Consider the following 11,220-nt stretch of genomic DNA (forward strand, 5'->3'; position numbering starts at 1 on the left):
GCCGTTAGAGTCGCAGACGTGTCGTACCCAGGTCCCGCATCCGGTCCCCCGCAGCCCGAGCGTCCGCGCCGCCTCCGGCGTGGGCCGCTGACCGTCGCGCTCGCCGCACTGGTGCCCGGGGCGCTGCTGGGATGGGTGGTGTACGAGGCGGTGGGGTCCTCCGGCGGGGATTCGGGGCAGGCTGCCGTACGGCCGGCGACCGGGAGCCCGTCGGCTTCCGGGGAATCGCCCCCGACCTCCCCCTCCGGCCGGGAGGGCCAGGAGGGACAGGAGGACCGGAAGGACCAGGACGACAAGAAGCCGGGCGCGTCGGCGAGTCCGGCGTCCACGGCCTCCGCGCCCACCGCCTCCGGGCCGCTCAGGGGGAAGGTCGTCGTCATCGACCCGGGCCACAACCCGGGCAACTTCCAGCACACGGCCGAGATCAACCGCAAGGTGGACATCGGCACCCACTCCAAGGAGTGCGACACCACGGGCACGTCCACCAACGCCGGTTACACCGAGGCCCGGTTCACGCTGGACCTGGCCCACCGGCTGCGCGCACTGCTCGAGGCGCAGGGCGCCACGGTGAAGCTGACCCACGACGCCGGCTCGCCGTCCTGGGGGCCGTGCGTGGACGAGCGCGCCCGGATCGGCAACGCCGCGCACGCGGACGCCGCCGTCTCCCTCCACGCCGACGGGTCGGCGCCGGGCAACCGCGGCTTCCACGTGATCCTCCCGGCGGCCGTGCACGCCGGGGCCGCCGACACCCGCCCGATCGTCGCCGCCTCCCGCGACCTCGGCGAGCGCATCGCGGGCAACTTCGTGCGCGTCACGGGCGAGGCGCCGTCGAACTACCTCGGCGGCGGCACCGGTCTCGTCACGCGCAAGGACCTGGGCGGTCTCAATCTGTCAACGGTTCCGAAGGTGTTCGTCGAGTGCGGCAACATGCGCGACAGCACGGACGCGGCGTTGCTGACCAGCGGCGCCTGGCGGCAGAAGGCGGCGGAGGGGATCTCTGAGGGAATCGTGGGTTTCCTGCGCGGGTCCTGACCGGGGCGCTCGCCCCTGCGGACAGCCCGGGTCCACGGACGGTAGTGTCTCCGTACGACGAGGGCACCCCCCGCGCTTCGCACCGCGGCCTGACGGCGAGATGGTGACGGCGACGCCTCTACCGACGACGAGACGACCTGTGAAGGACCTGAAGTGAACATCCGCTCCCTCACTCGGGGCGACGGCGTGGTGATCGGAGCAGCGGTGTTGCTCTTCATCGCGTCGTTCCTCCGCCTGTACGACACGGACTTCGTGAAGACCAACGCCTGGGACGGGCTCGGTACGGGCCTCGGCCTCTACATGGGCGGAGTCATCGGCGCCGCGCTGATCGTCGTCAACCGGTGTCTGCCGCAGCCCCGCAAGGTGGCGGGCCTGGACCTGGGCGTCGTGGGAGTGGCGTTCACGGTCCTCGTGGCGTGGATCCTGTTCTGGACCCTGGTGGACGTCCCCGGCTCGGTCGGCGCGGGCTCCGGTCTGATCCTCGGTTTCATCGCGGCCCTAATCCTGGCCGGTGCCGCCGTCGCCACCCCGCTGGTCCCCGCCCTCCAGGCGGCTCTGATCCCCGCCCCCAAGCCGGGCACGCCGCAGCCCTACGGCGCGCAGCCCCCGGCCGGTTACGGCTACCCGGGCGCCGGGCAGCAGCCGTACGGCGCCCAGCCTCAGCAGGCCCAGCCGTTCGGCGGCGCCCAGCCGCAGCAGGGTCAGCCGGGCCAGCAGGCGGCGGCCTTCTCGCCGTTCTGGTTCGCCGTGCCGGCGCCGCGTCCGCTGTTCGCGGAGGACGGCTCCCCCGCGCCGATCGCCGAACTGGCGCCGGGCGTGTGGTACTTGGCCGTGGAGCAGCGCGGCCCGGGCCTGCTGACCGAGATGCAGGACGGCCGCCGCGGTGTCCTGCAGGACACCTCCAACATCCAGCGCGGCTGACCCGGCCTGTTCCGGCCTGTTCCGACAGCCCTGCGGCCCCTCGCTCTTCCGGGCGGGGGGCCGTCGCCGTTCACCGGCGGAGCCGAGCGGCTCCTAGGAGCCGGCGCCGCTGCGCAGCTGGGCGTTGGTCGGCACCTTGTTCTTGACCGGAGCGCCCGCGCTCTTCCCGGCGTCCTTGACCTTGTTGATGGTGTTGTTGTAGTCGTTGACCGCCGAGCTGTCGCCGTTGCGGAGCCTGGAGGGCAGGTGCCTCAGACCCGCGACGGCTCCGCTGACCCCGGCGAGGGCCTTGGCGAGCTTGGGGTCGCCCTTGGCGTTGCGTTCGGCCGCCCTGAGGCGGTTGTACGCGAACGCGCCCGCGAGGGCCGCCTTGACGAGGGTCGCCTTGCGGTGCGGCGCGCCCTTCTTGAACTTGCCCTGCTTGTACGGCTTCACGATCCACTCGTAGGTGGCTCCGGCGGCGAGACCGGCGTTCGCCACGAAGCGGGTCTTGGCGAACTTCTGCTTCTCCGCGGAGGTGGTGGGGCTGGGCGTGGCCGCCGCCACGGCGACGGTCGGATCATGGTGCGCGGTGCTCTGGCCCGTGGCCCACGCGGGGGTGGTGCCGGCGAGCAGGGCGCAGCAGAGGGTGAGCGCCACGGCGAGACGCCGTATCGGAACGGGCACGGTTCCTCCCGGAATATGTCGCTACGGGTACTCCGGGGGTCCGTGTGACCCTGGGTGCGCTCGCCGAAACAGAGCACCGAGGGTGCCGGTCTGTCACTCCCTGTACGCATGACAGGTTTCCATCAGGTTTCCGGGGCCAGACGAAGAGCATGTCCCTTCGTTATCGCACGGGTTCCAACTCCGCCGGGACGGTCATCGCGGTGGTCGCGGACATCATGGCCGTCATCCTCGGACTGTGGATACTGATGTATCTGCTGGACGCCAACCGGTCCAACGAACTGGTCCAGTTCGTCCACGGCGCGGCCGACTGGCTCGCCGGCTGGTCCCGGGATCTGTTCACGTTCGACAGGGCCTGGGCGCGGGTGGTCGCCGGTTACGGCCTGGCCGCCGTGGTCTACCTCTTCGTCGGCCACGCCATCGCCAACCGCATGCACCGGCACTGACGACGACGGCCGCCCCGCCCGCCGTCGTCAGACGGGGCAGGCGGAGCAGTCCGGGTCCAGGCCCCTGGGCAGGCGGTCGCCCGCGAAGACCGTGCAGGTGGCCTCGTGGCCGCCGAGCGCGGCGACGGCGAGCAGGAGCGCGCCGGCGGTCCAGGTGGTCAGTTCCCGCGGCCATATGGCGTCGTCCTCGAAGACATAGCCCGTCCAGTACAGGCCGGTCTCCGGATCGCGCAGGTGCTGGATGGACTGCAGGACGTCCAGCGCGTGGTCGGACTCGCCCACGGCCCACAGGGTCAGGGCGAGTTCGGCCGACTCGCCGCCCGTCACCCACGGGTTGGGGACGACGCAGCGCACACCGAGGCCGGGCACCACGAAGCGGTCCCAGTCCGCCTCGATGCGCGCCTTGGCCTCCGCGCCGGTCAGCGCGCCGCCCAGCACCGGGTAGTACCAGTCCATCGAGTAGCGGTCCTTGTCCAGGAACCGCTCCGGGTGCCAGCGGATCGCGTGCCTGAGCGCGCCCACCGCCAACTCCCAGTCCGGCTGGGGCTCTTCGCGCTGCTCCGCGATCGCCAGCGCACAGCACAGCGCGTGGTGGACCGACGAGGAGCCGGTCAGCAGCGCGTCCGTCGTGTCCGTGCCGTCGTCCTCGCGCTTCCAGCCGATCTGCCCGCCCGGCTGCTGCAGTCGCAGCACGAACTCGACGGCCGCGTGGACGACCGGCCACATGCGGTCCAGGAACGTGTCGTCGCCCGTGGACAGGTAGTGGTGCCACACCCCCACGGCGACGTAGGCGACGAAGTTCGTCTCCCGCCTGCGGTCGGTGACGTCGTCGTACGCCCCGTCGGCGTAGGCCGCGTACCAGGAGCCGTCGCCCAACTGGTGCCGGGCCAGCCAGGCGTAGGCCCGTTCGGCCGCCTCGTGCTCGCCGGCCGCGTCCAGCGCCATCGCCGCCTCGACGTGGTCCCACGGGTCGAGGTGGTGGCCGCGGAACCACGGGATCGCGCCGTCCTCCCGCTGCGCGGCGAGGATGCCGCGCACGGTCGCGGCGGCCTGCTCGGCGGTGAGGACCCCGGGCAGGACCAGGTGTTCCGTCCGGGGAGTGGTCACTTGGCGTCCGTCCGGGGCAGGTGGGGCTTGGTCGCGTACGCCACGAAGCTCTTGCCGATCAGCGGGTTCAGCGCCTGCTCGGCCACCCGCGTGGCCAGCGGCTTCTTCATGATGTCCCAGACCAGCAGCTTGTGGTACGCGCGCACCGGCAGCGCCTTGTCGTTGTCGACGCCGAACGCGCACTTCAGCCACCAGTACGGCGAGTGCAGCGCGTGCGCGTGGTGGCTGCCGTACGGGCGCAGGCCGGCTTCCCTCATCCTCCTCAGCAGCTCGTCGGCCTTGTAGATGCGGATGTGGCCGCCCTCGACCTCGTGGTAGGCGTCGGACAGGGCCCAGCAGACCTTCTCGGGGCCGTAGCGCGGCACGGTGACCGCGATCCGGCCGCCCGGCTTCAACACCCTGACCATCTCGGCGAGTACGCCCTTGTCGTCCGGGATGTGCTCCATCACCTCGGAGATGATGACGACGTCGAACGACTCGTCGGGGAAGGGCAGGGCGAGGGCGTCGCCCTCCATGGCGGTGGCGGTGGCCCCGGCGGGCGCCTCCCCGGCCTCCTCCATCGCCGCGAACCACCGGGCGACCTCGCGGATCTCCTCGCCGTTGCGGTCCAGCGCCACGACCCGCGCGCCGCGCCGGTAGCACTCGAACGCGTGCCGGCCGGCACCGCAGCCGAGGTCCAGGACGCGGTCGCCCGGGGCGAGCGGGAACCGGGAGAAGTCGACGGTCAGCACGTGGCCCTGCTTTCGGGGTAGACGGCCTCTGAGGCCGCGGAGCGGCCGGGATTCCGGGGCACGGAGCGATCGGGGCGGCGGGAGGCCGGGCCCGCGGAGCCGGCCAGGGCCTCGCGGTAGTGCAGCACGGTGCCCTCCGCCGCGCGGGCCCACGTGAAGTGCCGCAGCACCCGCTCACGCCCGGCCGCGCCCAGCCGCGCCCGCAGCTCCGGGGCGCCCAGCAGCCGGTTCAGCCCGGCGGCCAGCGCCCCCGCGTCGCCCGGCGGCACCGCGAGGCACGTCTCGCCGTCGCGCCCGGCGACCTCCGGGATCGCGCCCCCGGTCGTGGCGACCAGCGGCGTACCGGTGGCCATCGCCTCGGCCGCCGGCAGCGAGAAGCCCTCGTACAGCGACGGCACGCACGCGACCTCGGCGGAGCGGACCAGGCCGACCAGTTCGGCGTCCGAGATGCCCTTGACGAACTCGACGGCGTCCTGGAGGCCGTACCGCTCGACCGCCTGCGCGACCGGCCCCTCGTCCGGCCGCCTGCCGACGACGACGAGGTGTGCCGAGGGGTGTTCGGTGCGCACCTTCGCCAGTGCCTCGACGAGGAAGACCAGGCCCTTGAGCGGCACGTCCGCGCTGGAGGTGGTCACGATCCGCCCGGGGACCCGCCGTACGGCCGGGTCGGGCGAGAACAGGTCGGTGTCGGCGCCGATGTGGACCACGTGGACGCGGTCCTCGCGCACGCCGAGGTGGTCGACGATCTCCTGGCGGGAGGTGCCGGAGACGGTGAGCACGGACGGCAGCCGGCGCGCGACCCGCTTCTGCATGCGGGTGAAGGCGTACCAGCGCCGCACGGACATCCGCCGCTGCCAGGTCTCGGCGGCGTCCAGCTCCAACTGCCGGTCCACGGTGATGGGGTGGTGGATGGTGGTGACCAGAGGAGCGCCGATGTCCCCCAACAGTCCGTAGCCGAGGGTCTGGTTGTCGTGGACGACGTCGAACTCGCCGCGCCGGGCGCGCAGGTGACGGCGGGCGCGCAGGCTGAACGTGAGCGGCTCGGGGAAGCCGCCGGTCCACATGGTGGCGACCTCCAGCACGTCGGTCCAGTCGCGGTACTCGTCGCGCCCGGGGGTGCGGAAGGGGTCCGGCTGGCGGTAGAGGTCGAGGCTGGGCAGCTCGGTGAGGCTCAGGCGGCCGTCGTCGCCGTCGCCGGGCGTGTCGAGCACGGGGTACGGCTGTGCGCCGATCACCTCGACCCGGTGGCCGAGGCGGGCCAGCTCGCGCGAGAGGTGGCGTACGTAGACGCCCTGGCCGCCGCAGAACGGGTTTCCCTTGTAGGTGAGGAGTGCGATCCTGAGCGGTCGCTCACCGTCTGCGGCGAGGTCCGTCGGGGACCCCGCCCGACTGGCCTCAGCGGTCACCTGGGCCCCCTTCTGACTGCACTGTCCCGCGAGGTTACGCCGGGACGCTAATCTAGAACAAGTTTCAGACTTGATCGTTCAGGAGGCTCCGAATCTACCGGCAGGTAGCCGCGCTGTGAGCAGTGGATCGGGTGATTCGCGCCACGGCCCGGCGCCCCCGCCTGCGGTCCGATCACCGGGCCTCACCGACTGTCACGGAACGGGACCCATGCCTGCGCAAGCCAGTACCCCCCGGCTCGCCACACCGCCCCTCACCGAGCGGCAGGAGGCCCGTCGCCGCCGCATCCTGCACGCGAGCGCGCGGCTGGCCTGCCGGGGCGGCTTCGACGCCGTGCAGATGCGGGAGGTCGCGGAGGCCTCGCAGGTGGCGCTCGGCACGCTCTACCGGTACTTCCCGTCCAAGGTGCACCTGCTGGTCGCGACGATGCAGGACCAGCTGGAGCACCTGCACGGCGCGCTGCGCAGGAAGCCGCCGGACGGCGGGAGCGCGGCCGAGCGGGTGGCCGAGACGCTGATGCGCGCCTTCCGCGCCCTGCAGCGCGAACCGCAGCTCGCCGACGCCATGGTCCGCGCCCTGACCTTCGCCGACCGCAGCGTGAGCCCCGAGGTCGACCAGGTGTCCCGGCAGACCACCGCGATCATCCTGGACGCGATGGGCCAGGACGACCCCACCTCCGAGCAGCTGTCCGCGGTCCGCGTGATCGAGCACACCTGGCTCTCGGCCCTGATCACCTGGCTCTCGGGCCGCGCGTCGATCGCCCAGGTGAGGACCGACATCGAGACGGCGTGCCGGCTGATCGCCCCGCCGGCGTCCCCGGAAGGACGGCAGTAGGCCCCGCAGGGGCGGAAGCCTGCGAGGGCAGAAGAAGGACCTACGAGACGGGTTCCCTTCGCCGGTATTGCCCGGATCAGGTAATGGGGGTCGCCATCCGGTCCGAAGACCCTCCGGCCTCTCAGCCCGACCGTCGACGTCGGCCTCGGCGGATGCCTCTCGGCGTCTCGCCCAAGTCGGCTACTCCGGTCGAACTCCCTCACTCGCCTCGTAGGCCAATTTCAGGATAATCCCGCAGGACCGGATGGGAACCCCCCAAACCGGAATTTTTTTCTTCCGATGCACCGGCGGGAACACCGGATCGGGGCCTTTCCGGCGGGCCGGTACAGTGGCGGAGTCGTCATCACACCCGTACGGGGGGAAGCCGGTGCGAATCCGGCGCTGACCCGCAACCGTGAGCCGTCCCGCGAGGGCGGCGAGCCGGACTGCCCCGGGCGGAACGTGACCGGCTCATGTGCGTCGGCGGGTCCGCCGGCGCACGGCACCGTCGAGGTTCACGGAGCCGAGCCGCCGGGGTGTCCCGCGCTGCCCGGCTCCCCGCAGGGAGAGGCACCCGCCGATCATGAACGTCCGCCGCAGCGCCGCGGCCATAGCCGCCGCCGTCACTGTGATCGGCCTCGCGGCGCCCGCGGCCGTCGCAGACCCGTCCCCCGCCCCGTCCGCGTCGCCGTCGCCGCCCGCGGGGCTCTACGGCACCCACGACCCCCAGTACGACGGCGTCTGGCGCCAGTCCCTCGCCCTGCTCGCCCAGCACACCGTGGGCGTGCGGCCCGCCGCGAAGGCCGTGGACTGGCTGGCCGGACAGCAGTGCGCCGACGGTTCCTTCGCCCCCTTCCGCGCCGAACCGGACCAGGCCTGCGGCGCCAAGGCGATGGTGGACACCAACAGCACCGCCGCCGCCGTACAGGCCCTCGCCGCGCTCGGCGGGCACGACGCCGTGACCGGCAAGGCGGTCTCCTGGCTGAAGTCCGTGCAGAACAAGGACGGTGGGTGGCCGTACACGCCGGGCGGGCCCAGCGACACCAACTCGACCTCGGTCGTCATCGGCGCGCTCGCCGCCGCGGGCGTGAAGCCCGAGAGCGTGGTCAAGGACGGCAGGTCGCCCTACGAGGCCCTGGCGGGCTTCGCCCTGCCGTGCTCCGCCGACGGGGGCGGTGCCTTCGCCTACCAGCCGGACAAGAAGGGCAAGCTGGAGGCCAACGCGGACGCCACGGCGGCGGCCGTCGTCGGCGCGCTCGGGCAGGGCCTGGCCGCCAAGGGCAACAGCGCCAAGGACGCCGGTGGCAGTGCTCGCTGCGTAGACGCCGGCCATCCCGATCCGGCGCAGGCCGCGGCCAACGGCGCGGCGTACCTGGCGCAGGCCGTCGCCAAGGACGGTCACCTCACCTCCGTGCTTCCCGGCGCCACCGACCAGCCCGACTACGGCAACACCGCCGACGCCGTCGTCGCCCTCGCCGCGCAGGGCGGGGCCGCACAGGCGCAGAAGCCGCTGAAGTGGCTGGAGCAGCACGCCGAGGCGTGGGCCGATCAGGGCGGTCCCGCCGCCTACGCCCAGCTCGTCTTCGCCGCCCACGCGGCCGGGGCCGACCCGCGCGACTTCGGCGGCATCGACCTGGTCGAGCGGCTCAACGCGACCGGACCGGCTCCCCAGGCCACCGCCGTGGGCAAGACCGCCGAGGACACCGAGGACGCCAAGGGCACCGAGGCCGCCGAGAAGTCCGCGAAGGACGACTTCCCCTTCGGCGTCTGGTGGATCGTCGGTGTCTTCCTCGTCGCGGGCATCGGCATCGGGTTCCTGCTGAGCGGACGCAGGAACAAGTCGTGACAGCAGCCGTGACGCGCCGGGTGCGGGTGCTGTCCGCCCTGGCCCTGGCCGCCTTTCTGACGGCGGCCGGGATCGGGGCCGGGCAGGCGCAGGCCGCCGGGTACCGGTACTGGTCCTTCTGGGACCGTGACGGCGGGAACTGGGCGTACGCCACCGAGGGGCCGTCGACGGCGCGCCCCTCCGACGGTGACGTGCAGGGGTTCCGGTTCTCGGTGAGCGAGGACTCCCAGGACGCGAGCAAGCCGCGCGGGACGGCCGACTTCGGGGCCGTCTGCGGCAAGACGCCGGCCCGGGAGGGCGACAAGCGGGTCGCGCTCGTCCTCGACTTCGGTACCCGCGCGGACGCCCCGGCCGGGGAGACCCCGCCGGCGCCGCGGACCGCCTGTGCCCGGGTGCCCGCCGACGCGACCACCGCGGAGGCCCTGGCGTCCGTCGCGGGGCCGCTGCGGTACGACACCAACGCCCTGCTGTGCGCCATCTCCGGGTATCCGCAGAAGGGGTGCGGCGAGCAGGTGGCCACCGGGAAGAGCCCCGCCGGGAAGATCCCCGCCGGGGAGGACGAGGAGGGGAAGAGCCCCGCCGAAGGGAAGAGCGAGTCCGGGACGGGCCCGTCGGTGGGTCTCCTCGCCGGTGGTGCCGCGGTGCTCGTGCTGGGCGCGGCGGCGGTGTGGCAGGCGCGGCGGCGCAGGGATGCGTGAGACCACCGTGCACGCGGGTGCGTGGTGGCTGTGGGCCCTGGCTCTGGGGACCGCGGCCACCCGCACCACCAACCCGCTGCTGCTCGGTCTCCTCCTCGCGGTCTCCGGCTACGTCGTGGTGACCTGCCGTCCCCGCACGCCCTCCGCCCGCTCCTACACCGCCTTCCTCAAGCTCGCCCTCGCCGTCCTCGTCATCCGTCTCGTCTTCGCCGTCGTGCTCGGCTCGCCCATCCCCGGCACGCACGTGCTCGTCTCCCTCCCCGAAGTCCCGCTGCCCGACTGGGCGCAGGGCATCCGGCTCGGGGGCAGGGTGACGGCCGAGGCGGTCGTCTTCGCCCTGTACGACGGGCTGAAGCTGGCCACCCTGCTGGTCTGCGTGGGCGCCGCGAACGCCCTCGCCGCGCCCACCCGGCTGCTCAAGTCCCTTCCCGGCGCGCTGTACGAGACCGGTGTCGCCGTCGTCGTCGCGCTCACCTTCGCCCCGCACCTGATCGCCGACGCCCGGCGCCTGCGGGCCGCCCGCCGGCTGCGGGGCCGGCCCGACCGGGGGGTGCGCGGGCTGCTGCAGGTCGGACTGCCGGTCCTGGAGGGCGCGTTGGAACGCTCCGTCGCCCTCGCCGCCGCGATGGACGCCCGCGGCTACGGCCGTACCGCCGAGGTCGCGCCCGCCGTGCGCCGTACGACCGCCGTGCTCACCCTGGGGGGTCTGCTGGGCGTCTGCGCGGGGACGTACGGGCTGCTCACCGCCGAGGGCGGCACCTACGGCCTTCCGGTGCTGCTCGCCGGGCTCGCCGCCGCCCTGGGCGGTCTGTGGCTGGGCGGACACCGGTCCCCCCGTACCCGCTACCGTCCCGACGCCTGGAACCCGCGGTCCTGTGCCGTGGCGGGGTCGGGCGCGGTGGTCGCGGCACTGCTGGTGCTCGCCGCCGCCCGGGATCCCGAGGCCCTGCACCCGGGGGTGGTGCCGCTCGTCGCGCCCGCCCTTCCGCTGTGGCCCGCCGCCGCCGTGCTCCTCGGCCTGCTCCCCGCCCTCGCCGCGCCCGCGCGGCCCGCCCCCGTACGCCCCTCCCCCGCACGTCCCGCCCGCAAGGAGCCGTCGTGATCCGCTTCGAGGATGTCTCCGTGACGTACGACGGGGCGGACCGGCCCACCGTCCAGGGCGTCGACCTCGAGGTGCCCGAGGGTGAACTCGTGCTGCTCGTCGGGGAGTCCGGCGTCGGCAAGTCCACCGTGCTCGGCGCGGTCAGCGGGCTCGTGCCGCACTTCACCGGCGGCACCCTGCGCGGGCGGGTCACCGTGGCCGGCCGCGACACCCGCACCCACAAGCCGCGCGAGCTCGCCGACGTGGTCGGCACCGTCGGCCAGGACCCGCTGTCGCACTTCGTCACCGACACCGTGGAGGACGAACTCGCCTACGGCATGGAGTCGTTGGGACTCACCCCGGACGTCATGCGGCGGCGTGTGGAGGAGACCCTGGACCTGCTGGGCCTGGCCGACCTGCGCGGCCGTTCCATCGCCACGCTCTCCGGCGGCCAGCAGCAGCGGGTCGCGATCGGCTC

The 11,220-nt window shown here is 73.4% G+C and carries 12 protein-coding genes and 1 riboswitch; of the genes, 8 read left to right on the forward strand and 4 right to left on the reverse strand.

Annotated features, from left to right (window positions below; all coding sequences use genetic code 11):
• Nucleotides 1-18: 18 nt before the first annotated feature.
• Together RH94_RS32305 and RH94_RS32310 are read left to right on the forward strand one after the other, a co-directional pair.
• Nucleotides 19-1,032, forward strand: coding sequence for an N-acetylmuramoyl-L-alanine amidase (locus tag RH94_RS32305; RefSeq protein ID WP_073951886.1), 1,014 nt, complete (start codon nt 19-21; stop codon nt 1,030-1,032).
• 153 nt (nt 1,033-1,185) lie between these two features.
• Nucleotides 1,186-1,953: a DUF5336 domain-containing protein gene (locus tag RH94_RS32310; protein WP_199881110.1), complete on the forward strand. Its 768-nt coding sequence runs from the start codon at nt 1,186-1,188 to the stop codon at nt 1,951-1,953.
• A 93-nt stretch (nt 1,954-2,046) separates the two neighbouring features.
• On the opposite strand, the gene RH94_RS32315 is transcribed toward RH94_RS32310, so the two are convergent.
• Complete coding sequence (locus RH94_RS32315) at nt 2,047-2,619, reverse strand: hypothetical protein (protein WP_073951887.1); 573 nt, start codon at nt 2,617-2,619, stop codon at nt 2,047-2,049.
• 149 nt (nt 2,620-2,768) lie between these two features.
• Between RH94_RS32315 and RH94_RS32320 the strand changes: the two genes are divergently transcribed.
• A complete protein-coding gene (locus tag RH94_RS32320; RefSeq protein ID WP_073951888.1) occupies nt 2,769-3,062 on the forward strand; it encodes a hypothetical protein in 294 nt (97 codons plus the stop codon).
• A 27-nt stretch (nt 3,063-3,089) separates the two neighbouring features.
• Here RH94_RS32320 and RH94_RS32325 read toward each other — a convergent pair whose 3' ends face one another.
• The 3 genes from RH94_RS32325 to RH94_RS32335 are packed head-to-tail and all read right to left on the reverse strand — an operon-like array spanning nt 3,090 to nt 6,306.
• Nucleotides 3,090-4,169: a prenyltransferase/squalene oxidase repeat-containing protein gene (locus RH94_RS32325; RefSeq protein WP_073951889.1), complete on the reverse strand. Its 1,080-nt coding sequence runs from the start codon at nt 4,167-4,169 to the stop codon at nt 3,090-3,092.
• Nucleotides 4,166-4,900, reverse strand: coding sequence for a class I SAM-dependent methyltransferase (locus RH94_RS32330; RefSeq protein WP_073951890.1), 735 nt, complete (start codon nt 4,898-4,900; stop codon nt 4,166-4,168). Before RH94_RS32330 ends, RH94_RS32325 begins: the two co-directional genes overlap by 4 nt.
• Nucleotides 4,894-6,306 (reverse strand): glycosyltransferase family 4 protein, encoded by a 1,413-nt coding sequence (locus tag RH94_RS32335; protein WP_073951891.1) that lies wholly within the window; start codon nt 6,304-6,306, stop codon nt 4,894-4,896. The genes RH94_RS32330 and RH94_RS32335 overlap by 7 nt, the downstream gene beginning before the upstream one ends.
• A 208-nt stretch (nt 6,307-6,514) precedes the next feature.
• Between RH94_RS32335 and RH94_RS32340 the strand changes: the two genes are divergently transcribed.
• The 5 genes from RH94_RS32340 to RH94_RS45200 all read left to right on the forward strand — a co-directional run.
• On the forward strand, nt 6,515-7,138 hold the full coding sequence (locus RH94_RS32340) for a TetR family transcriptional regulator (protein WP_073951892.1): 624 nt from the start codon (nt 6,515-6,517) through the stop codon (nt 7,136-7,138).
• A 360-nt stretch (nt 7,139-7,498) separates the two neighbouring features.
• Nucleotides 7,499-7,557, forward strand: a riboswitch (cobalamin riboswitch).
• Between the two features lie 143 nt (nt 7,558-7,700).
• On the forward strand, nt 7,701-8,963 hold the full coding sequence (locus RH94_RS32345; protein WP_073951893.1) for a prenyltransferase/squalene oxidase repeat-containing protein: 1,263 nt from the start codon (nt 7,701-7,703) through the stop codon (nt 8,961-8,963).
• Nucleotides 8,960-9,661, forward strand: a complete 702-nt coding sequence (locus tag RH94_RS41630; protein WP_407697387.1) for an SCO2322 family protein — start codon at nt 8,960-8,962, stop codon at nt 9,659-9,661. Before RH94_RS32345 ends, RH94_RS41630 begins: the two co-directional genes overlap by 4 nt.
• On the forward strand, nt 9,654-10,763 hold the full coding sequence (locus RH94_RS32355; protein WP_199881111.1) for a CbiQ family ECF transporter T component: 1,110 nt from the start codon (nt 9,654-9,656) through the stop codon (nt 10,761-10,763). The genes RH94_RS41630 and RH94_RS32355 overlap by 8 nt, the downstream gene beginning before the upstream one ends.
• Nucleotides 10,760-11,220, forward strand: a 461-nt coding sequence (locus RH94_RS45200; protein WP_234426197.1) for an ABC transporter ATP-binding protein, incomplete at its 3' end; no start/stop codon positions are given. The genes RH94_RS32355 and RH94_RS45200, both read left to right, overlap by 4 nt.

The organism is Streptomyces kebangsaanensis, from assembly GCF_001906585.1.
In the GTDB taxonomy this organism is placed as follows: domain Bacteria; phylum Actinomycetota; class Actinomycetes; order Streptomycetales; family Streptomycetaceae; genus Streptomyces; species Streptomyces kebangsaanensis.